At 67.5% G+C, this 19,641-nt stretch carries 18 protein-coding genes and 1 riboswitch; of the genes, 9 read left to right on the top strand and 9 right to left on the bottom strand.

The features are described from left to right. Positions 1-397 precede the first annotated feature (397 nt). Positions 398-1,780: a right-handed parallel beta-helix repeat-containing protein gene (locus tag LE190_RS19645; RefSeq protein WP_225240289.1), complete on the top strand. Its 1,383-nt coding sequence runs from the start codon at positions 398-400 to the stop codon at positions 1,778-1,780. Between the two features lie 22 nt (positions 1,781-1,802). On the opposite strand, the gene LE190_RS19640 is transcribed toward LE190_RS19645, so the two are convergent. The 3 genes from LE190_RS19640 to LE190_RS19630 all read right to left on the bottom strand — a co-directional run bounded on the left by LE190_RS19640 (position 1,803) and on the right by LE190_RS19630 (position 4,654). Beyond that, a complete protein-coding gene (locus LE190_RS19640) occupies positions 1,803-2,507 on the bottom strand; it encodes a hypothetical protein (RefSeq protein ID WP_225240288.1) in 705 nt (234 codons plus the stop codon). Next, positions 2,507-3,355 (bottom strand): MipA/OmpV family protein, encoded by an 849-nt coding sequence (locus LE190_RS19635; RefSeq protein WP_225240287.1) that lies wholly within the window; start codon positions 3,353-3,355, stop codon positions 2,507-2,509. The genes LE190_RS19640 and LE190_RS19635 overlap by 1 nt, the downstream gene beginning before the upstream one ends. Before the next feature lie 66 nt (positions 3,356-3,421). Then, complete coding sequence (locus LE190_RS19630) at positions 3,422-4,654, bottom strand: protease complex subunit PrcB family protein (RefSeq protein WP_225240286.1); 1,233 nt, start codon at positions 4,652-4,654, stop codon at positions 3,422-3,424. 290 nt (positions 4,655-4,944) lie between these two features. Here LE190_RS19630 and LE190_RS19625 point away from each other — a divergent pair, with 290 nt between their 5' ends. Then, the gene (locus tag LE190_RS19625) at positions 4,945-6,246 is read left to right on the top strand and encodes an ATP-binding protein (RefSeq protein ID WP_225240285.1); all 1,302 of its coding nucleotides are present in this window, start codon (positions 4,945-4,947) and stop codon (positions 6,244-6,246) included. Positions 6,247-6,315: 69 nt separating this feature from the next. Here the strand turns inward: LE190_RS19625 and LE190_RS19620 are convergent, their stop codons facing one another. Both LE190_RS19620 and LE190_RS19615 read right to left on the bottom strand, forming a co-directional pair. Continuing rightward, complete coding sequence (locus LE190_RS19620; RefSeq protein WP_225240284.1) at positions 6,316-6,681, bottom strand: hypothetical protein; 366 nt, start codon at positions 6,679-6,681, stop codon at positions 6,316-6,318. Beyond that, a complete protein-coding gene (locus tag LE190_RS19615; protein WP_225240283.1) occupies positions 6,678-7,340 on the bottom strand; it encodes a thiol:disulfide interchange protein DsbA/DsbL in 663 nt (220 codons plus the stop codon). The genes LE190_RS19620 and LE190_RS19615 overlap by 4 nt, the downstream gene beginning before the upstream one ends. 325 nt (positions 7,341-7,665) lie before the next feature. Between LE190_RS19615 and LE190_RS19610 the strand changes: the two genes are divergently transcribed. Continuing rightward, positions 7,666-7,998, top strand: coding sequence for a hypothetical protein (locus LE190_RS19610; protein ID WP_225240282.1), 333 nt, complete (start codon positions 7,666-7,668; stop codon positions 7,996-7,998). A 22-nt stretch (positions 7,999-8,020) separates the two neighbouring features. Here LE190_RS19610 and LE190_RS19605 read toward each other — a convergent pair whose 3' ends face one another. From LE190_RS19605 to ylqF, 3 genes are all read right to left on the bottom strand, one after another. Further along, the gene (locus tag LE190_RS19605) at positions 8,021-8,926 is read right to left on the bottom strand and encodes a cobalamin-binding protein (protein ID WP_225240281.1); all 906 of its coding nucleotides are present in this window, start codon (positions 8,924-8,926) and stop codon (positions 8,021-8,023) included. Then, positions 8,926-10,899, bottom strand: a complete 1,974-nt coding sequence (locus tag LE190_RS19600) for a TonB-dependent receptor (protein WP_225240280.1) — start codon at positions 10,897-10,899, stop codon at positions 8,926-8,928. Before LE190_RS19600 ends, LE190_RS19605 begins: the two co-directional genes overlap by 1 nt. 84 nt (positions 10,900-10,983) lie before the next feature. Next, positions 10,984-11,220, bottom strand: a riboswitch (cobalamin riboswitch). 49 nt (positions 11,221-11,269) lie between these two features. Next, entirely contained in the window at positions 11,270-12,217 is a 948-nt protein-coding gene (gene ylqF / locus LE190_RS19595; RefSeq protein ID WP_224946427.1) for a ribosome biogenesis GTPase YlqF, read from the bottom strand. 165 nt (positions 12,218-12,382) lie between these two features. On the opposite strand from ylqF, the gene LE190_RS21845 reads away from it, so the two are divergent. Next, positions 12,383-12,505 (top strand): hypothetical protein, encoded by a 123-nt coding sequence (locus LE190_RS21845; RefSeq protein WP_267875344.1) that lies wholly within the window; start codon positions 12,383-12,385, stop codon positions 12,503-12,505. 10 nt (positions 12,506-12,515) lie between these two features. On the opposite strand, the gene LE190_RS19590 is transcribed toward LE190_RS21845, so the two are convergent. Continuing rightward, the gene (locus LE190_RS19590; protein ID WP_225240279.1) at positions 12,516-13,445 is read right to left on the bottom strand and encodes a histone deacetylase family protein; all 930 of its coding nucleotides are present in this window, start codon (positions 13,443-13,445) and stop codon (positions 12,516-12,518) included. A gap of 152 nt (positions 13,446-13,597) precedes the next feature. Between LE190_RS19590 and LE190_RS19585 the strand changes: the two genes are divergently transcribed. The 5 genes from LE190_RS19585 to LE190_RS19565 all read left to right on the top strand — a co-directional run bounded on the left by LE190_RS19585 (position 13,598) and on the right by LE190_RS19565 (position 19,531). Further along, on the top strand, positions 13,598-14,518 hold the full coding sequence (locus LE190_RS19585; protein WP_225240278.1) for an AAA family ATPase: 921 nt from the start codon (positions 13,598-13,600) through the stop codon (positions 14,516-14,518). Between the two features lie 30 nt (positions 14,519-14,548). After that, complete coding sequence (locus tag LE190_RS19580) at positions 14,549-15,547, top strand: DUF58 domain-containing protein (protein ID WP_225240277.1); 999 nt, start codon at positions 14,549-14,551, stop codon at positions 15,545-15,547. Beyond that, a complete protein-coding gene (locus tag LE190_RS19575; protein ID WP_225240276.1) occupies positions 15,544-17,559 on the top strand; it encodes a transglutaminase TgpA family protein in 2,016 nt (671 codons plus the stop codon). Before LE190_RS19580 ends, LE190_RS19575 begins: the two co-directional genes overlap by 4 nt. Next, entirely contained in the window at positions 17,556-18,743 is a 1,188-nt protein-coding gene (gene mltB, locus LE190_RS19570; protein WP_225240275.1) for a lytic murein transglycosylase B, read from the top strand. Before LE190_RS19575 ends, mltB begins: the two co-directional genes overlap by 4 nt. A 452-nt stretch (positions 18,744-19,195) precedes the next feature. After that, on the top strand, positions 19,196-19,531 hold the full coding sequence (locus tag LE190_RS19565; RefSeq protein ID WP_036216124.1) for a hypothetical protein: 336 nt from the start codon (positions 19,196-19,198) through the stop codon (positions 19,529-19,531). The last annotated feature ends 110 nt before the right edge of the window (positions 19,532-19,641 follow it).

Here is a 19,641-nt window from a genome sequence, read left to right as displayed (position 1 = left end):
GTGGAATCGCAGCGTCCCTGCCCTGAGCGCATCGGCAGCTTCGGACGCGAAGAAAGCAAACACACAATCGTCGCTGGTCAGCGGCGGAACGCTCAGCGCCAGCTCCGGAAGGCAGACCCGGGGGAGATCAAGGCGACTGAAGGGCATGGAAAGGGTTTTCGACAGGTCGGGAATGCCCCAGTGTACGTTCTTGGCGCCGCTGCACCAAGCGCAGTCTGGCAACCGGTCCGCTTTGAACCGCGATTGTTCCATCAGCGCTGTTCTGCGGATCACACCGTTCTAACACTTTTATTTCCCTATCGAAATCACACTTAAGAAAGCAATATCAGGCGAAAATTTTTCTCTTGAAAAAGTGAACTCGCGCAATTTCCTAGGCTCAAAGTTTCGCATTCACTTTTTGAAGAGGAAACAAGCTGATGAACACTGCCGTCCATCCCACCCAGGCCGCGCACGTACCCTGCTCTGCTGCAGCGCCGCCGTCCTGCTGGCCGCCCTCGGCGCCAGCGTCCAGGCCGCCGACTACGCCGCCCCGAGTACCGGCACCGTGGCCGCCGCCACAAGCACCGTCGATGCCGTCTCCGAACTCTACCGTAGCCTGCTCGGCCGCGATCCCGACAGCGCCGGCCTGGCTTACTGGGTGGGCCTGGTCAACCAGGGCCTGCCCCTGGACAGCGTGCGCGCCGCCCTGGTCGGCAGCCAGGAATACGCCAACCGCACAGCCTCCACCGCCCCCGCGTCCTTCTACCACTTGTACGTGTCCACCACCGGTTCGGACGCCAACCCGGGTACCCAGGCGCGTCCGTTCAAGACCGTCGGCAAGGCCGCATCGGTGGCCAGGGCCAGCACCACCGTGCACGTGGCGCCGGGCACCTACAACGGCAACGTGAGCACCAGGGCCAGCGGCAGCGCCACCGGTCCGATCCGCTTCGTGTCCGACACCAGGTGGGGCGCAAAGATCGTCGGCAGCGGCACCGAGGTCATGTGGCTGAACAGCGGCAGCTACGTCGAGATCAACGGCTTCGACATCAGCGGCCCGGGCCGCCTCGGGATCCAGAACATGGGCTCGAACACGCTGGTCACCAACAACCGCGTCCACCATATCACCGTCTCCGGCGGCTGCACGGGCAGCGGTGGCGCCGGCATCGTCAACGCCAACTACGGCAGCGCGGCCGGCGACATCGTCGGCAACGTGGTGCACGACATCGGCAAGCCGGGCGGCTGCAATGGCGTGCAGGGCATCTACTCGTCCAACAAGGGCAGCAAGATCCTGAACAACATCGTCTACCGCGCCTCGGCCTACGGCATCCACCTGTGGCATGCGGCGACCGATTCGGTCATCGCCAACAACACCGTGTTCGCCAACGGATCGAGCGGCATGGGCGGCGGCATCGTTACCGGCGTGGGCGACAAGCCGGGCAACATCCAGCTGAAGAATACGATGGTGGTGAATAACATCGTGGTCCGGAACCCGCGCCAGGGCATCGCGCAGTACTGCTATTCAGGCCAGAACTGCATCGGCTCGGGCAATGTCACCGCAAACAACCTGGTCTATGGCAATGGCTCGGCGATCACGCTGCGCGTCGGCAGCGCCACCGGCACGGTCAACGCGGATCCGAAGTTCGTCAGCTACAACCCGGCCGGCAATGGCGACTACCGCCTGCAAAGCGGCTCCCCGGCCGTGAACCAGGGCACCAAGACCTCCGCCCCGCTCACGGACATCGCCGGCACGCCGCGTCCGAAAGGCGGTGCGTGGGACATCGGCGCCTACGAGAGCTACTGAGCGAAAAAGAAAAGGCGGTGCGCTACTCGAACAGCGGCACGATCGCCAGCGGCGCGCTGTAGGTGACCAGCTGGGCGCGCTCGTTGCCGAAGCGGTAGTTCACCACCGGGAAATCGGCATCGGCGTCGCCGGCGAAGGCCGCGCCCTGGGTCACCGGCAGCGCCGCCTCGGCATCCGGGCGGCGCAGCTTGACGGTGGTGTCGGTGCCCTTCTTCGGGAATACCAGGCGCACTCCCACGCACTGGCGGCTGCGCGCGCCGGCATCGGTGTGGCGGGCAAAGTCCAGCGCCTGCTCGCAGGCGGCGCGCAGCTCGGCCGCGTCGTAGGTGTTGTCCGCCTGCGTTGCAATGCTGACCCGGGCGCGCAGCGCAAAGGGGCCGATGGGGCGGTTCGGCGCCAGCACGGCGTTCTCGTCGTAGGCCGTCTTGATCAGCGGCAGCACGCCGCGTCCGAGCGCATCGAAGGCAAGGCTGGTCTGGACCGTCTTGCCCTTCAGGATCAGCTGCACGCCCTCGCCCAGCACGCCTTTCTCGCGCGGCAGCAACTGCAGGTGGTTCTGCAGCAGGGTCTTGGCCCCGCCGTACTTCTCGAACACGACCACGGCCCGGTAGGCGTCGCGGTAGCTTGCCCAGTCCACACCCTGCACCTGCGCGTGCGCCTGCGCCGCAGCCAGGCCGGCCGTGGCGAGGAAGCATACGCAGGTGGTGACGTGGGCGAAGCGCATCATCAGAAGCGGTAGGCGATGGCGGTCGAAACCGTCAGGTTGGTGGACCGCTCGACGAGCGGGCTATGGCGCGCATCACCGGCCAGGCGGGACAGGTGCGCGCTCGACGTCAGCATCCAGGACGGCGACAGCGCCCAGTTCCAGCGCGCGCCGACGTACACGTCCTTCAGGCCGCCTTCCGGGCGGTAGACGCGGTTGCCACTGGCCAGGGCCTGGGCCGGGCTGACGCCGAAATAGCTCTGCTGGTAGGCGCGGTTGGCCAAGCCGAGGCCGGCGCTCACCGACACGCTGTGATGCCGCGCGAGCGCCATCGCCAGGCGCTGGATGCCCAGCGCGGCGCGCACCCCGTTGCGGTCGTTGCCGGCACCGGCCAGCACGCTGCTGGTCAGGCGCCATTCCGGCGCCAGGTAGTAATTGAAGAAGGCGCCGGCTTCCGGGCGCATGCGGATCTCGTCCATGCCGGCCAGTGGATTGTCCGACTCATAGGTGCGTACCGAACTCGGCAGGAAGGGCTTGGCGCTGCCCTCGACCCCGTCCAGGCGCCCGCCCGTGCCCGACTCGGTGCGGCGCGGATGCAGGGCCAGCAGCGGGCCGTATTCGACCAGCGGGCTGGCCGACAGATGCATCCCGGCGCTCATGCCCGAGACAAAGATCCCGTTGCTCCACTGGATCTGCAGGACCGGCAGCGCCGCCGTCCGGCTGCTATCCGCCCCCTCGTAGCGCGGGCCCGACACGACGCCCAGCCCGGCATACATGTCGCGGCTGCCATCGGGCATCGGGTTGGTGGTCGGCGTCTGTGCGCTTGCAGCGCTGCCCGAGACAGCCAGGACCAGGGCGAATAGCTTTTTCATGTTTTTCACAATCGGAGTTCGGCATCCCGATATTTTACGTCGAGCAAGCCGAACACTCACGAATTGTTACTGCAAGGTACGTACTTCGCGAATAAATTCCACCGGCGCTTCGCTGCGGTCGACGATGACCAGGTGGGACGGATACACGATTGCCATTGTGCACAGGATGCCAGGACCAGGAACGGTGTCGACATGCACCACATGGAGCTTGCCATCACGGAAATCAACGGAACGGATCGCCGTGCTGCGGCAGCCATCCGGCTGGGCGCCACGGAACACGCCGATTACCATCTGGCGCGTGAAATCGACCTTTGGCAGCGCGGCGTCACGACCCGCATGCTCCGCCCACAGGGCGGCCCAGGCCGCTTCGTCGCGCACCACGACATTGCGCTGCGCAAGCACCTGGGTGCGCAGGTTCGGCTCGACGGTCGTGAAGTTGGCGAAGTCCGACACGATTTTCCGGAACACGAGCCTGGCATCGGAGCGCGGCAGCGCCACCACGCGCATCGGCTGGGTCACCACAGCCGGGCATGCCGTCATCGGCGACGGGTGGCGCAATGCGTACTCGACCAGCAGCTGGCCTGCGTGGACGCCGGCATGCACGATGTCGAAGCCGCCGCAACCGGCACTGCCCTCGCCGGCGAAGACGGCCACCAGCATGTGCTGGCTGAAGTCGACCGGCGGCGCCGCGCGGCTTGCGCCATGCTCGGCCCACAGGGCAGTCCAGGCGGCGGCATCCTTGACCACGACTTCGCGCGGCGCCTTGATATTCGACGTATCCTCGCTGGCCACGGTCCGGAACGGCACCGGGGTGCCGTCCGGCGGCAGGAAATCGACCCGCTCCACCTTGTGGCTGGCGCCCAGGCCAAGGTCGGCCCGCTCCAGGTTGTTCAGCACCGTGTCGAACAGCGGGCGCAGGCTGGCGTCGCTACAGCCGATGCGCGCTCCGGCGATCGTGCCGGCGGCGCTGCACAGCAGCGCCTGCGGGCTTGCGCCCAGCAGTTGCTGGCCGTACGCGTTGTCGGCGCAATCGCCGGCGCGGTCCCACAGCACGTATTTGCTGTCGATGACATACAGCCGGTTGCGGGTCGTGGCGCAGGAGGCTTCCCTGGCCATCCTGATGTACTCGGAAACGACTGGCACGCCGCCGTTCGGCTCGCCGACGGTGATGCCCTGCCCGGCCTGCTGGTTGCGCATGGTGCCGGCCATGTCGCCCTCGCCCCCGCCACAGGCGACCACAGCCACCATGGCGATGCCGGCCGTTGCCAACAGGGCGACAGCGCGTACGGACTTGTTCATGTTCTTGTTCTCCACGCTGGGGCGGCATCGCCGGGCGACGGCACCGATCGATTCCTTGGAAATAAAAAAACCCGCCGACACTCGCATATCAGGCGGGCAAACGGAAAACCAGATTGACCTGATGTAGGAACATGGTATGGATTCCCGGCCGCGGATTCCCCCTCCAACTGTCGAGGAATTGTCTACAATTTGTAAGGCTTTCACGCTGGGCGGTTGCTCCTATACAATGCCGGCCAAGGAGACACTATGTATGTAGCAGTCCGTAACCGCCAGTCATGCAGGATGGGTACGTGAACCGGATCTTCTTCCGCTTCTTCGTGCTGGTCATGCTGTCGATCACGGCGGCTACCTTCGTGATTTACTTCGCCTTCAGCCGCTTGTTCGGGGATCCGCTCGAGGACATCGCACGCCGCCAGGCGGCGGCCCAGATCTTCCTGCTCGAGCAGTACGTGGACGAAGCCCCGCCGGACGACTGGCTGACGCGCCTGAACAACGTGCGCGTGGTCTCCAGCGTGCGCTACGACCTGATTCCGCTGGCCGAGGCCAGGGCCGCGCTGCCCAGCGGCCGCCGCGCCCAGCTCGACCGCGGCGAGATCGTGCTCGATCCGGCCAGCCGCAGCTTCTACCGCCGGGTCGACCTGGAAGGCGAGCGCTACATCGGCAGCCACGAAGAAGTGCTGCATGCCCGCAACCTGCCGGTCGACATCGGCCAAGCCCTCAAGATGGAAGCGTTGCGCTACGTGATCGTGGCGGTCGCCCTCCTGGTGCCGATCGCGCTGTGGTCGCGCGCGCACTGGCAGGGCCTGCAGTCGCTGTCGCGCGTGGCCGACGCGTTCGGCAGTGGCAAGCTGACCGCGCGTTCGCAGATGAAACCATCGGCCAGCATCTATCCGCTGGCCGAGCGCATCAACCACATGGCCGACCGCATCGAAGACCTGCTGGAAGCGCAGAAAAGCCTGCTGCACTCGGTGTCGCACGAACTGCGCACCCCCATCGCGCGCCTGGAATTCGGCCTGGAACTGCTGGATGCGCGGGCCAAGGACCCGGGCCTGAGCAAGCGCGTGCGCGCCATGGAAGGCGACTTGCGCGAACTGAATTCCCTCGTCAACGAACTGCTCGACATGAGCAAGCTCGACAGCGCACGCAACCTGCAGGCCGAGCCGGTCGGGCTGGCCGCGGTGCTGCAGGAATGCACCGGCATGCTGCCACCCTCCCCGCTCCAGCTCGAATGCGCGCTGGACGCGTCGCTGGGCGAGATCGAGGCCGACCGCCGCCTGCTGGCGCGCGCCGTCTGCAACCTGCTGCGCAATGCCCAGAAATATGCGTCCAGCCGCATCCTGCTGGCCGCCAGCCGCAGCGGTGGCCAGGCCGAGATCACGGTGGACGACGACGGTCCCGGCATTCCGGAAGAAGAGCGCGACCGCATCTTCGATCCCTTCTACCGGCTCGACCGCAGCCGCGACCGCGCCACCGGCGGCTTCGGCCTGGGCCTGTCGATCGCGCGCAAGGCCGTGGCCCTGCACGGCGGTACCCTGCATGCGACCGGTTCGCCGCTAGGGGGTGCGCGCTTCGTGATCACCCTGCCCGCCTGAGCGCGGCAGGCACGACAGCACCGTCACATTGGCAATGGAAGAAGGACGAAGGCGCCGGCGGCCTGGCCGCTAGCGTGCGGCGGCTGGCGCCTGGCGCCTGGCGGGATAGCGCTCCACCGGCTCGGATTCGGGGCGCACGTGGGTGGCCGCGTACCACAGGTGTTCCCACCAGTGTTCGCGCGAGTGCACGGTCAGCAGGCAGGCCTTGTCGATGGCGCCCTTGAACAGCGGATCGGGGCACTGGTTGGTCATCAGGGCGTAGCGCTGGTTCTCGGCATTGACGAGGGCAATGCCGAGCCAGATGGCGAGTCCCGCGCAGAACACCGCGAGCGACCACGCGATGTGGTTCACGCGGCTGGTCTCGAACAGGTCGTCCTCGTTGGGACGGGACCTGTCGTACATCTTCAGGACTTCGCGCTCGACGTCCTTGCTCATTTGGTGGCGGCCGCCTTCTTCACGAGCGCATCCATCACCTGGGTGGTGGCCTGGATTGCCTGGCCCATGTCCTGCAGCTTGTTGGCGGTGCCCACCTGGGACGGCGACACCACGTACTTGCCGTCGATGATGATGGTCGGGGTGCTGCTGACCTTGTAGTTGTTGGCCAGCTGGCCGAGGCGGCGCAGCTTGGTGGTCACGCCGAACGAGTTCCAGGTTTCCATGAACTTGGCGCGGTCCAGGCCATTCTTGACCGCCCATTCGATGATCTGGTCATCCTTCATCAGGCGCTGGCGCTGCCCATGCACGGCTTGGAACACGCGCGGATGGTATTCCTCCAGCTTGCCCATCGCTTCCAGCGTCAGGAACAGGTGCGCTTCCGGGTCGGCGTTGCCCTGGAACGGCAGGTGGATGCGGCGCATCACGATGTTGTCGCCCTGCTTCCTGACCCACTGGTTCAGGCTCGGCTCGAGCGCATTGCAGGCCGGGCAGTGGTAAGCAAAGAATTCGATGACCTCGACCTTCTTGCCCGCTGCCTGTACCGGCTGCGGCGCACTCAGGGTCTGGTAGTCGACGCCGTTCTTCGGATCGGTGGGCGATGCGAAGGCGGTACTGGCGACCATGGTGGCGGCGATGAGGGCAAAACGCAGGGAACGCATGGATATCCTTCCAGAATAGAGTGAGCAAACGCCGGGAGATTACCACTTTTTCGCGCCGCCTTCGTGGTGAGGCAGGGAATTTTGCATTTGCTTACGGAATTAACAGAGGTGATGCATGCGGCGGCAGGACGCTTGCACACAAGATATATCTTAGCGGCAACACAAACGCCGTCGCGTAGATGGGTGATCGAAATCAATCCTGTTTGGCCGGAATCCGGGTTGCTGGCCATCCGGACCGGCCCCACACTCGCCTTCTCTTGCCGGGCTCATCGGCCGCTAGCCGGGGCCACCGGGCAAACTCACTCATCATCAAAAGGAGATTGGCATGCTGGTCTGGCGTGGTTTTGGCATCCTGGTCGTGGTCTTCCTGTCCCTGTGCTTTCTGGGGACGGAGATAGCGGCCGAACAGCTGTGGGGCAAATCCTCGCCGGCGATGGTGCGCTCGGTGATCGTGCCGGTCGCGCTGCTGCTGGCCGCCGTCCTGGTCTACCTGCTGCACCTCGTGCTGGCACGCTACGCCGGCGCGCGCGTCCACGTCGACGAGGCGACCGGAGAGCGGTACACACTGCGCGAAGCGCACGACCTGTTCTTCGTCCCCGTCAAGTACTGGCCGATGATTTTGGGCGCCGGTGGCGCCCTCATGCTGGTCTTCGGCTAGGATGCGGGCGCGCGCCCGCCGGTCATTCACCCGCGCCCTGGCGCGGCCGGCGCCGCCGCACATCTTCCAGCGCCTCGCACAGGCGCGCCGCGCCGTCCACCGTACGCGGGCCAGGGCGCGAGAGCAGTTCCCCGTCCACGGTCAGGAGGTTGGCGCGCTTCACCGCCGTCATCCCTGGATAGGCCTGCCACAGCCCCAGGCCGGGATTGCCCGGGTCGTAGCGCTTGCCGGCCAGGATCGCTTCCGGGTCGGCCGCCAGCACCGCCTCGATGCCGACCTGGGGTGCCACCACCTTGAGCGCGCCGAACACGTTGCGTCCGCCACAGACGCGGATCGCATCGCTGGCGATCTGGGCATCGTTGAGGGTGTACAGCGGCTGGTCCCAGACCTGGTAGAACACCGTCACCGGCGGGCGTCCGGCATAGCGCGCCTGCAGCGCGGACAGGCGCGTGCGCAGCGCCGCCGCGGCCGGGGCCGCAACCGGCCCGGTGCCCAGCAGCCGGCCGAGCCGCTCGATGTTGTCGGCCACCTGGGCGATGCGGCGTGGCTCGCTGTGGAACACCGGCACCCCCAGCGCCTCGATCTGGGCGATCTGGCGCGCCGTGTTCCCGGTGTGCCAGACCACGACCAGGTCGGGCTTCAGGGCCAGCACCCGCTCCATGTCGATCACGCTGTTGCTGCCAACGAGCGGGATCTTCCTGGCCGCGGCCGGGAAGTCACTGTAGTTCATCGCCCCGACCACCCGCGCGCCGCCGCCGGCCGCGAACAGCAGTTCGGTGGCGTGCGGCGCCATCGAGATCACGCGCCGCGCCGGCTGCGCCACGGTGACGCGGCGGCCGGCATCGTCCACCACGGTTACCGCGGCCCCGGCCGCGCTGCCGGCCAGGCCGGCCAGCAGCGCGGCGGCGAGGAGTCGGGACGCGCGCATCAGAAGTCGTAGCGCAGCGACAGCTTCAGCTGGCGGCCATCGCTCGGATAGATCCCCGAACGGCAGCCGAAGGCGTTGCTGTAGTACTGGCGGTCGGCCAGGTTGAGCGCGGTGACGGCGGCTTCCCAGCCTCCCACGCGGTAGGCGTAACGGGCGTCGAAAGTGGCATAGGACGGAATCCGCGCGCCGCAGTCGTTGGCGAAATCGCTGCCGTAGCGCTGGCTGTCGACCCACTGGGCGCCGATGTCGGCGCTGTGGCCGCCGGCGGGTATCCAGGCGGCGCGCAGCGTGACCACGTTCTCCGGCACCAGCACCATCTCGCGGCCGGCGTTCGCGCCGCCGGTGAATTCGGCCTCCACCCGCTGCCACTTGGCGCTCAGGCGCAGCGCCGCGGTCAGGGCCTGCTGTCCTTCCAGCTCGAAGCCCTGGCGGCGAGTCGGGTCGAGGTTGGTGTTGGCGCCCCAGCCGATGGTCGGATCGTAGAAGATCTCGTCGGTCAGGCGATGGCGGAACACGCGCGCCGTCAGCTGGCGCGTGGCCGAACCGGCGGTGACGCCCAGCTCGAGGTCGCGCGAGACCTGCGGCGCCAGCACGTCCAGTCCGCCGCGCAGGCTGTTCTCGTCGACGTTGGCGATCCGGTAGCTGCGCCCCAGTTTCGCGAACACGGTCAGCTGCGGCATCGGGTCGATGCTGCCTTCGAGCGACCAGGCATTGATCGACTGCCTGCGGTGCTCGTTCACCACCGGCGGGAAGGCCAGCGGGTCGGAATAGTCCTTGGTGAAGCGTTCGTGGCGGCCGCCGACGGCCAGGCGCGCCTGGTGCGCGGCGTTCCACAGGAGTTCGTTGCGCAGGTAGACCGCCTGCGCGTCCTGCTCGGCGTCGCCGAGCGAGAAGTCGGACCTGGTCTGGCGCTTCCAGCGCACCAGGTCGATGCCGGCTACCAGTTCGTTGCGCTTGTCGCCGATGAGCGCCGTGTGGCGCGCGCGCGGCGAGAACTGGGTCTGGCTGGCGTCATACGCCACCCGGGTGACGCCACCCGGGTAGAAATAGTTGGCGCCGACCTCGCGCTCGCGGTGCGACAGTTCGGCAGCCAGTTCGACCTGGCCGATGCGGTGCTCGGCGAAGGCGCTGACGCGGTCGGTGTCGAGGGTGCCGAAGTCGTACGGCGTCAGGGTCTGGCGCGGCTTGGCCTGGAATTGCGCTTCGTTGAGCGAGCCGGGGAAGCGCGCATCCTGCTCAGAATGCTCGAAGCGCAGGCCGGCGCGGCCGGCGCCATGGCGGTACTGGACACCGCCGCTCACGCTCTTTTGCTTGAACGCGTTGTTGTCGCGGTAGTTGTCGGTGCCGCGGTCGGCCAGGGCCAGGTCGAAGGACAGCGGGCCGGCGCCATGGCCGAGCGAGGCGCGCAGGTCGTGGGAATCATGGCGACCGCCCTCGGCGAACAGCGAACCGTGGGTGCCGCCCTGGGTGCCGCGGCGCGTGATGATGTTGATCACGCCGCCGGTGGCGCCTTCGCCATACAAGACGCTGCCGGCGCCGCGCACGATCTCGATGCGCTCGACCGTGTCCACCGGAATGCTCGACAGGACGGCATTGGCCAGTTCGTTCTCGTTGAGGCGTACGCCGTCGACCAGGATCACCAGGTTCTGGGGGCTGTTCGAGCCGAAGCCGCGCAGGTCGAGCGCGAAGTCGGGCGATCCGTCCAGGCTCTGGCGGCCATAGACGCCGCCGACCTTGCGGATCGCGGCATTCACGTCGGTCGCGCCGGCGCGGCGGATCTCGTCGGCGGTAATGACGGTGGCGCCGATCGGAGCGGCCGCGGCCTGCGCCGGGAAGCGCGCGCCGGTGACGACGATCGAGGGAAGGATTTCCTGCGCCAGGGCATCGGCGGCCAGGACGGACAGCGACAGGGCGCAAGCGAGCGCGAGCGGCTTGAACGCCGGCGCGCTGCGTGAAACGACAGCAGATTTCATTGTAGGATGTTCTCGGTAATGGCACCGGCCTGCGTCCCCGCACACCGGAGTTCAACGGAAGCCGCGGCTGCCATGGGCGCGCCGCTGCTTCCACCTGTCCTGGCCGGTATCCGGGCTTGCAAGACCGACTGTCCCACCTTCCTATGCACGACGCACAGTGGTGTTCGGGACAGCCTGCCGCATCCAGGGTGGATGCAGCGCTTGTTGACCGTTGCGGGGGCAGCACACCTCGGCGCCGGCGCGATGCGCCTTTGCTTCGTGTTTCCCGTTTAACTGCGCACGCTGATCGCGTGCGCGGGCACCAAAACCGGGCGATTATAACCTGACAAGCCGGCCTTGCGCCGGGCAGGCGGCGGCTGCCTCGGTAGCTTCAGGTGCCGCGCTTGCCGCGCATCGCCTCTTCCGCCTTCAATGCCGCCTTTTCCTCGGCGATGCGGGCCTTTTCCGCCATCTCGGCCGCATGCTGGATGAGGGCCGCGGCGCGGGTTTCCGGCGTCTCCAGGCTGATCCGGCCGAGGGCGCCGGTGCGGTAGTCGTGCAGCAGCACGTGGGCCGCCTTTTCGTAGTCGAATTCGCCGCCGCGCACGCGGAAGCCGCGCCGCTGCGCCACCTGCTCGATGACCGCGATGCCGTCCAGGCCCTCGGTCTTGAAGCCGTAGCGCGCCGTCAGCAGCTGCGGATAGCGGTCGAGCAGCAGGTTGGCCAGGAACTCCGCCACTTCCTCCTCGATCAGCGCATTCGAGCCGACCGCATGGCTGGCGGCCAGCATCATGCCGTCGCCCGCCATCGCGATCTTCGGCCACAGCATGCCCGGCGTATCGACCAGCACCGTGTGCTTGCCGAGATAGAGCTTCTGCTGGATCTTGGTCACGGCCGGCTCGTCGCCCACCTTGGCCACCCGCTTCTTGAGCAGGGCATTCATCAGGGTCGACTTGCCGACGTTCGGAATGCCCATGATCATGATGCGTAGTGGCTTGGTCGGCACCCCGCGGTGCGGTGCCAGCGACTGGCAGAGCGCGGGGATGCGCGCCACGTCGGCCGGGTGCTTGGTCGACATCGGATAGGCGGTCACGCCCTGCTGGGCTTCGTAATACGCCTTCCAGGCCGCGGTGGCGGCCGGGTCGGCCAGGTCGGTCTTGTTCAGGATTTTCAGGCAGGGGCGCTGGCGGAACTTGCGCAGCTCCTCCACCATCGGGTTGCAGCTCGCCTCGGGCAGGCGGGCGTCGAGCACTTCGATCACCAGGTCGGTGTTCTCCATCTGCTCGGCGGCTTCCTTCTTGGCCGCATTCATGTGCCCCGGGAACCATTGTATCGACATGCTGTGCTTTCTTCGTCTTCGGTCAGGCCGCTATTTTACGCCGAGCGCGGACACTGTAAAAAACCACAGGCGGCAAGGAGGAATTCATTGATGCTCAGCAACATCCGGCCGGCGCGGCGGCGCACACTGGCGCTCTTGTGCATTGCCGCGACCTGGAGGTCCACTATGCGAACCGCCGTTCACCTTTCCCCGAAACGCGCGCTGGCGCGCTGGTGCGCGTTCGGCGCCTTGTGCGGCATGGTCCTTGCCGCCTGCTTCATCGGGCGCTTTCCGCTGCTGCAGGGCTAGGCTAGGCTCCTCATTCGAGCTCGGCCAGCGCCTTCAGGTGCGCCACCACGCTGCGGCCCAGCGCCGACAGCGCATAGCCACCCTCCAGGCAGCTGACAATGCGTCCGCGCGCGTGCTCGCGCGCCACCGCCATCAGCTGGCGCGTGATCCAGGCGTAGTCGCTTTCGACCAGCCCGATGCCGCCCATGTCGTCCTCGCGGTGGCCGTCGAAGCCGGCCGACACGAAGATCATCTGCGGCCGGTGTGCATGCATGGCCGGCAGCCAGTAGTCCTGCACCAGCTTGCGCACCGTCTCGCCGTCGGCGAGCGCGGGCACCGGCATGTTGACGTTGGTGGCGCTGACCGGTTCCGGGTCGCAGTAGGGATAGAAGGGATGCTGGAACAGCCCGGCCATCAATACCCGCGGATCGTGGCGGAAGGCATCCGCGGTGCCATTGCCATGGTGGACGTCGAAGTCGACGATCGCCACCCGCTCCAGCCCATGCACTTCCAGCGCGTGGCGCGCCGCGATGGCGACGTTGTTGAACAGGCAGAAGCCCATCGGCGAGGTGGGGGTCGCGTGGTGGCCGGGCGGGCGCACGGCGCAGAACGCGTTGTCCAGCTCACCCGCGATGACGGCGTCGGTGGCGGCCACCGCGGCCCCGGCCGCGCGCAGGGCCGCCTGGTAGCTGTCGTGGCACAGGATGGTGTCGCCGTCGAGCGGATAGTAGTCGCCGGCGGCCGGCAGGTTGTCGCGCACCAGCGCCAGCGCGCCGGGCGTGTGGTTGCGCAGCACGGCGGCCGTCTCGGCCAGCGGCGCGCTGCGCTGCTCGATCAGGCCGTCAAGGCGCGCCAGGATCAGCTGGTCCTCGATCGCGCGCAGGCGGTCCGGCGCCTCGGGGTGCCAGTCGCCCATCTCGTGCTTCAGGCAGTCGGGGTGGCTGTAGATTGCTGTACTCATCTTGCGAATGCTCATCCATAGCGCACCTTTGCCGCCGTTCTCGCATAGAATCGACCCAAAGGCTTGTTGCCGACGGAGTATGAAGGTTGCCAATGGCGCTAATCTACCATGGGAGCCCGCCTTCGCACCGAACAGTTTACCGGAACCCAACCATGTTCAATCAACTGCATGCCGTCGCGCGCCAGGTCAGCCAGGTCGTGGTAGGCAAGGACCAGCAGGTACGCCTGGCCCTGACCTGCCTGCTGGCGGGCGGCCACCTGCTGCTGGAAGACCTGCCCGGGGTCGGCAAGACCACCCTGGCCCACGCGCTGGCGATCTCGCTCGGGCTGAAGTTCAACCGGGTCCAGTTCACCAGCGACCTGCTGCCGGCCGACGTGGCCGGCATCTCGGTGTACGAACGCGAGACGAACGGTTTCGTGTTCCACCCGGGCCCGATCTTCACCCAGGTGCTGCTGGCCGACGAGATCAACCGCGCCACGCCCAAGACCCAGTCCGGCCTGCTCGAAGCGATGGAGGAGCGCCAGGTCAGCGCCGACGGCGTCACCCGCGCCCTGCCCGAACCCTTCTTCGTGATCGCGACCCAGAACCCGGCCAACCAGGTCGGCACCTTCCCGCTGCCGGAATCCCAGCTCGACCGCTTCCTGATGTGCCTGTCGCTGGGCTATCCGGACGCGGCGGCCGAACGCGCCCTCCTGATGGGCGAGGACCGGCGCGCGATGCTGCGCCAGCTGGCGCCGGCCATGCAGCCGGAGCAGCTGGCCCAGGCCCAGCGCGCGCTCAAGGAGATCCACGCGTCGCCGGCATTGATCACCTACGTGCAGGCGCTGGCCCAGGCCTCGCGCCAGAACGGCCTGTTCGCCGAAGGCCTGTCGCCGCGCGCCGCGATCGCGCTGCTGCAGGCGGGACGCGCCTGGGCCGCGCTCGAGGGGCGTGACCACGTGATCCCGGAAGACATCCAGGCGCTGCTGGTGCCGGTCTGCGCGCACCGCCTGCGTCCCTTGAAGGCCGCGCACGGCCAGGCGCTCGCCAGCCGCGACCTGGTGCTGCAACTGCAGAAAGCGGTGCCGGTCTAGATGGCGGGCACGGCGGGGGCACAGGGAGCCATGCGGGGCAGCCTGCGCGCCTGGTTGCGGCGCACGACCGGCAACTGGCTGCCGCGCCACGGCGCGCTCGATGCCGGCGAAGTGGTGCTGAGCCAGCGCCGCGTGTTCATCCTGCCCACCCGCGCCGGCCTCGGCTTCGCCCTGCTGGTGCTGGTGCTCCTGATCGGCTCGATCAACTACACGCTCGGCCTGGGCTTCGCGCTGAGCTTCCTGGCGCTGTCCTGCGCGCTGGTGGACATGGTCTTCACCTACCGCAACCTGGCCCACCTGGCCCTGCAGCAGGGCCGCACGGCGAGCGTGTTCGCGGGCCAGGAGGCGCAGTTCGAACTGCACATCGCGAACCGCGGCAAGCTGGCGCGCTACGCGGTCTGGATCGATTTCGCCGGCGCTGCCGAGCCGCGCCACGTGACCGACATCGGCGCCCAGGGCAGCGCCGCGGTGCGGCTGGGCGTGCCCAGCACGGCGCGCGGCTGGCTGCAGCCGGAACGGGTGGTGCTGTCCACCCGCTTTCCGCTCGGGCTGTTCCGCGCCTGGAGCTACTGGCGGCCAGCGGCGCGCGCCCTGGTCTATCCGCGTCCGGAAGAAGGCGGGCCGCCGCTGCCGCTGCAGGCCGATGCCCAGGCCGGCGCCAACGGGCGCGTGGCCGGCCAGGACGACTTCGCCGGCGTGCGCAGCTACCAGGCCGGCGACTCGCCACGCCAGCTGGCCTGGCGCCAGATTGCGCGCCTCGACCCAAGCCTCGGCGGCCAGCTCGTCACCAAGCATTTCGAGGGCGGCGCGGGCGACGAACTGGTGCTCGACTTCGCCCGGCTGCCGCCCGGGCTCGACCTCGAGCTGCGCCTGTCGCGCATGACGCGCTGGGTGCTGGATGCCGAGCAGCGCGCCCTGCCCTACGCCTTCCGCCTGGGGGGCGTGCACTACGAGGCCGGCCAGGGCGCCGCCCACCAGGCCGCCTGCCTGCGCGCGCTGGCCCTGTACGGCAGCGCGGAGCCGGCATGAGCTTCCTGCGTTCGCTGCCACGCGACAAGGCCGATACCCTGCTGCTGCTGGGCAGCGTGGTACTGGTGCTGGCGCCGCACGCGGCCCACCTGCCGCCCTGGGTCACGCTGCTGTGCGCGGCCACGCTGGCCTGGCGCGCCGTGGTCACGCTGCGCGGCCGGCGCATGCCGCCGGCGCTGCTGCTGCTGCCGGTGGCGGTGGCGGCGATGGTGGGCGTGCAGTTCAGCTACCAGACCCTGCTCGGGCGCGACGCCGGGGTTGCCATGCTGGTGCTGCTGGTGGCCTTCAAGATGCTCGAAATGCACGCGCGGCGCGACCTGTACGTCGTGATCTTCCTGTGCTTCTTCCTGGTGCTGAGCAATTTCTTCTATGCGCAGGGAATCGGCAGCGCGCTGCTGATGGTGGCCGCGGTGCTGGCCCTGCTCACCACCCAGATTTCCTTCGGCTTCACCGGCAAGGTGCCGCCGCTGCGCGCGCGCCTGGCGCTGGGCGCGCGCATGCTGCTGCTGGCGGCGCCGATCGCGGTGCTGCTGTTCTTCGTGTTCCCGCGCCTGGGCGGGCCCCTGTGGGGCATGCCGGGCGGCGGCAATGGCGGCGGCCGGTCGGGCCTGTCCGAGCGCATGGCGCCGGGGCAGCTGTCGAACCTGGCGATGTCGGGCGAGCCGGCGTTCCGGGTGCGCTTCCAGGGCGCGGCGCCGGCGCGCGAGCAACTGTACTGGCGCGGCCTGGTGCTCGACGCCTTCGACGGCACCGCCTGGACCCGCGGCGGCTCGATCGCCTCCCGCTCCGGCACCTCGCTCAGCGTGCGCGGCCAGGCCCTGCGCTACGAGATCACCCAGGAGCCGTCCGACGCGCGCTGGCTGTTCACGCTCGAGATGCCTGGCCACATGCCGCAGCTGGCGGGCTACCGCGTGCGTGCCTCGCACCAGCTCGAGCTGAGCACGGAGCGCCCGCTGGCGCAGCGGGTGCGCTATGCGATGCAGTCCTATCCGGACTATGCGCTCGACGGGCAGGAGGCGCTGGAAGACCCGAACCAGTGGCTGCTGCTGCCCTACGGCTACAACCCGCGGGCGCTGGCGGCCGGCCTTGCGCTGCGCCGCGAAACGGAGCCGGCGCGCCGGGTGGAGGCGGTATTGCGCCAGTTCCGCGAGCAGCCCTTCAGCTATACGCTGGAGCCGCCGCTGCTGGGCCGCCATTCGGTCGACGAATTCCTCTACGGGACCCGGGCCGGCTTCTGCGAACACTACTCCGGCGCCTTCGTGTTCCTGATGCGCGCGGCCGGCATCCCGGCGCGCGTGGTCACCGGCTACCAGGGCGGCGAGCTGAATCCGCTCGACGGCTACTTCACGGTGCGCCAGTCCGACGCCCACGCCTGGGCCGAGGTGTGGCTGCACGGACACGGCTGGGTACGGGTCGACCCCACCGCCGCGGTGGCGCCGGAACGGGTGCGCCGCAACCTGGCCGCGGCCGTGCCGCCGCCGGCGCCCTTCGGCATCGACGCGCTGCGCGGCCTGTCCCTGTTCGACGGCGGCGGCAACGCCCTGCTGGGGCGCCTGCGCCATGCGCTCGGCGCCGTCAACAACGGCTGGAACCAGTGGGTGCTGAACTACACGCCGGAACGCCAGCGCGGCTTCCTGCAGGCGCTGGGCGAGCATCTGGCGGGCTGGCGGATTGCCGTGCTGGTCATGGTCACGGGCGCGGTGTTGCTTGTACTCAGGATTTTCTATCTCCGCCGGGAAATGAATCCGGTTGAGGCGGTATACTCGTCGCTGTGCAAGCGCCTGGCCCAGCTCGCGCCCGGGCTGGCACGCGCAGCGGACGAAGGGCCCAGCGCCTACGCGGCCCGGATCGCAGCCACCCGGCAGCTGGCGCCGTCCGCGCTTGCCGCCGCCGCCGAGTTCCTGCGCCGTTACAGCGCCTGGCGCTATGCGCCTCCCCAGCCCGGCCCGCCGCTTCGGCGCGACCGGCAACTGGCCGCCGTCCTGAAGAGTCTATTGTCGCAAGTAAGATGAAAGCTATCCTTCCCCTGTTTGCCGCGCTGGCACTGGCCCTTGCCCCCGCCGGACAGGCCGCCGCAGCAAAGGAAACGCCTGCCCGCAGCGTGGCAAGCAAGGCATCCAAGCCAGCCAAGGCCGCCAAGGCCAAGTCCGCCGGAAAAAAAACCAAGGCTTCCCGCAAGCGCGCCGCCACATCCGGCAAGGCCGTGCAGGCCGCCACCAGGATCGACTACGATGGCGAACACCACAATTTCCTCGAATGGGAAGCGGTGCGCACCTTCATCGATGAAATGGGCACCCGCCACGGTTTCGAGCGCGCCGCGCTGGAGACGCTGTTCGGCCAGGCCCGCTTCATCGATTCGGCGGTGCAGCTGGTCAAGCCGGCGCCGCCGGGCAAGCCGAAGAACTGGCAGGTCTACCGCACCCGCTTCATCGAACCGATCCGGATCGCGGCCGGCGTGCGCTTCTGGGATGAACATGCCCAGGCCCTGGAGCGCGCCGAGGCCGTCTATGGCGTGCCGGCCGAAGTCATCGTCGGCATCATCGGCGTGGAAACCATCTATGGGCGCGATACCGGCAAGTTCCGCGTGCTGGACACCCTGGCCACGCTTGCCTTCGCCTATCCGGAAGCGCCGAACCGGGCCGGCCGCATGGCCTTCTTCCGCAGCGAACTGGCGAATACCCTGCTGTTCGCGCGCGAGCATGGGGTCGACCCTTTTTCGCTGCTGGGTTCGTTCGCGGGCGCGATCGGCATGCCGCAGTTCATGCCCGGCAGTATCCTCGACTATGGCGTGGACTTCGACGGGGATGGCCAGCTGGACCTGCGCAACTCGGCCGAGGATGCGATCGGCAGCGTGGCCAATTTCCTGGTCAAGCATGGCTGGAACCCGGAACACAAGGGCAGCCCGGTGTACCCGGCCGAGGTCTCGCCGAGCCGCGCCTGGGAACCCCTGCGCGAGCGCGGCCTGGCGGCCACGCTGACGCCGGAAGAGCTGCGCACGGCAGGCGTGGAGAGCGTCGAAGCGCTGCCGCCGCAAGGCCTGTATGGCGTGGTCGACCTGCAGAACGGCGCCGATCCTACCGAGTACTGGGTGGCAAACGATAACTTTTTTGCCATCACAAAGTACAACCGAAGTTATTTTTATGCTATGTCGGTGGTAGAACTGGGCCGGGCGGTACGTGCCGCACGCGCTGGGTAAGCATTGCCCACTGGGAAACTTTGTATCGATTTGTAACTGGTTTCCCACTGCTTGTTCCTGTTTTGCCCGAACGACATCCCTGATACTCCCCCAGGGTATATCCTTCTTTTGTACAGATTCTCTGTAGAAACACCCCGCTGGTCCCCATACCCCCGTATTTCTTGCTTTTTTCTATAGCTTTTTCCATACCGTGCGGCATTCATGCCGGTGTGGCGATACACTCATGCTTAACCAAAAAACAATTATTATTTCAGTGACTTTGTGAGAGAATTGCATTGCAGCTATTGTTGCGATAAGACAACAATACTGATGCGTGTCTTCTGATTGCTATTGCTACTGAGTATCAGATTAGAAATTAGTTGTACAATTGAATAGAAAATGTCGAAACACCGAAGCCTGGAGCCGAGCACCGCATGGGGCTCCGTCCACATCCAAAAATAGGAATTTGAATCATGACAAACCAAGTCGGGATTGATATGAATAGCGATTCGGAGTCCGATGAACTCCTGCAGTACAACCCGAATCGCCTGCTCGACACCCTGATCGAGAACCTGCGTCTGAAAAACGACGCGGCCCTGTCGCGCGCACTGGAAGTGGCGCCGCCCGTGATCTCCAAGATCCGCCATCACCGCCTGCCGGTCGGCGCATCGCTGCTGATCCGCATGCATGAAGTGAGCGACCTGTCGATCCGCGACCTGCGCTACCTCATGGGCGACCGCCGCGCGAAGTTCCGCATCAGCGACAAGCAGTTCAAGCCGAAAGAAGGCGCCGCCCCGAAAGAGGCGTGATCCGCGGGGCCTTGCGCCCCGTGCCAGGCTGCCGCCGATGCGCAGGCTGCGGGCACACCGCCCTGCCGCCCTTGCCGCGCCTGCGCTTGCTTGCAGAAAAACAAAAGCCA

The sequence above is a fragment of the Massilia hydrophila genome (genome assembly GCF_020208145.1).
GTDB lineage: Bacteria > Pseudomonadota > Gammaproteobacteria > Burkholderiales > Burkholderiaceae_D > Telluria > Telluria hydrophila.
This window is presented reverse-complemented; position numbering and strand designations above follow the sequence as displayed.